This is a genomic window from Sporosarcina sp. E16_3 (assembly GCF_017347125.1).
GTDB lineage: Bacteria > Bacillota > Bacilli > Bacillales_A > Planococcaceae > Sporosarcina.
On record NZ_JADPRX010000072.1, the window covers coordinates 1 to 1,808 of the forward strand.

Consider the following 1,808-nt stretch of genomic DNA (forward strand, 5'->3'; position numbering starts at 1 on the left):
CCCCTGCGAGAGTAGGACGCCGCCAGTCTCATTGAAAGGTCATTGCCTGATAGGTAATGGCTTTTTTATTTATTTTTATTGATGCTATTTTTTCTAGCTCTAGTTAATCCAGTCCCTTTTCGAAGGTGTATGGGTCGGTATTATAGTTCGAGCCGTTTAGTATGGATATGGGGTGGCAGGGCTTTCATTATATATGTCTCACAGTTTAAGTAGTTAGTCGTTCATCACTTTAGAGGGATCTTAACTGGATAGTTCATTTCCCTTGGTCGTCCCAAGTTTCACTAAATCAAAAATAATAGGGCAAGTCAATCTTATACACTAAATTCGACCAAAGGTAATACCAAATTATTGAAATGACGCTTTTGAAATACACTACCATTGATAAGCACTATCTAATCATCTCCCACACAATGTCTAAGACGTTTACTGGAAAGCACTACGTGGTAAATCTAATGGAATATAAACGTCCATCTGTGCTCAATGAAAAAAGTCTTGGGTTAATCTATGAATAGTTCATTTCCGGATAGAGAAATAGAGGCGATAGCTAACTAACTTTGTTACCATTGGCGGGATTTGGTCTTCTACTTGTGTTTTTTGAATCTCTTATGTTTTGATGCGCATGCCTGCCACTGTTAATAAATGATTACCCAAGGCTAAAGTCTGTGCTCAGTAAATGAATCACTTCTTCTCTACAGCTGGACAAACGATCTAATACCTATGCGGTTTGATATTGGACGGCTGCCATTATTATTAAAAGTGAAGGACTACGCATGTTGGGATAATAAATAAGAAAGAATGCACTAGGTACGCTAGCTGCCGCACCCAAAAGATAGCGAAGGTGAATCACATGTGCAAACTATCACGCTTAAATTAAAGTTGTTAAAATCGGCAAAAGAGAAAATAACCATGTATCGAAGAAAGACGACAATCAATACCGGTTTCTCAAACTGGCTGTTGATCTACCAGGAATTAAAAACAGCGGCATCGAAATCATTCAAGTTGTTTTCAGAAGAGGAATATCCTACTGCTGTCGTCAAACAAACCATTCGCATCGTGAAGCCTAAAAAAGGCATCAACAGGAAAACAATTTCAGTAATGTTGGTACGGTTTCAACGATCAAAAATTTAAAGTAGAGAAAGAAGTTCAATTATATAAGGTGTTATTTCCAACTCTTGATAAACGAATAGATGTCCCAATCGTCGTTAAAGACCGCCAACAATAAGCACTTGATAAACTGTTGGTAGGAGTTGCGAGACAAGGGACAGTTAAACTCTACAAAAAAAGAGGTCGTTGGTTTGTCGCTGTCACTCTATCATTTAGGGTGGAAAAAGCGCACAACCGATCAACCTCTGGCCATGAACACTGATATCGGTCAACGCCAGCTTGCAGTTGCCTTGATTGGAAGAACATCTTTTTTCCCAGGACATGAAATTGCTTATCGGGTAAGCGTTATGCTGCACGCAGGCGTAAGCTAGACAATTTCAAAAAGGCGCAGGTTATCCGTCAATCCAAAGAAAAAGAAGCAAAGTGGACGAAGAATGCAAGAAGATATTGAAGAACAGGTCACATAATATTATGTAGTTAATGTCTTGAAGTGTGGCTAACGCTTATATACATGAAAAACTAAAGTATACTTATTCTCAAAGTGGATCACAAATCTACGTGGAAACAGCGTAGCTACAGCTATGTCTAGTAATACGAAAACTAATTTAAAATAAGACTTGCATTCTACATGGTAGACTGGTATATTTAATAAGTTGTCTTTACGACATAATGAAAACAACGAAAAAAAGAAATTGAAATTAGTT

1 protein-coding gene is annotated in these 1,808 nt (G+C 37.9%); it reads left to right on the forward strand.

The features are described 5' to 3' along the window. Positions 1–849: 849 nt before the first annotated feature. Entirely contained in the window at positions 850–1,128 is a 279-nt protein-coding gene (locus I2483_RS19070; protein ID WP_207278639.1) for a hypothetical protein, read from the forward strand. The last annotated feature ends 680 nt before the right edge of the window (positions 1,129–1,808 follow it).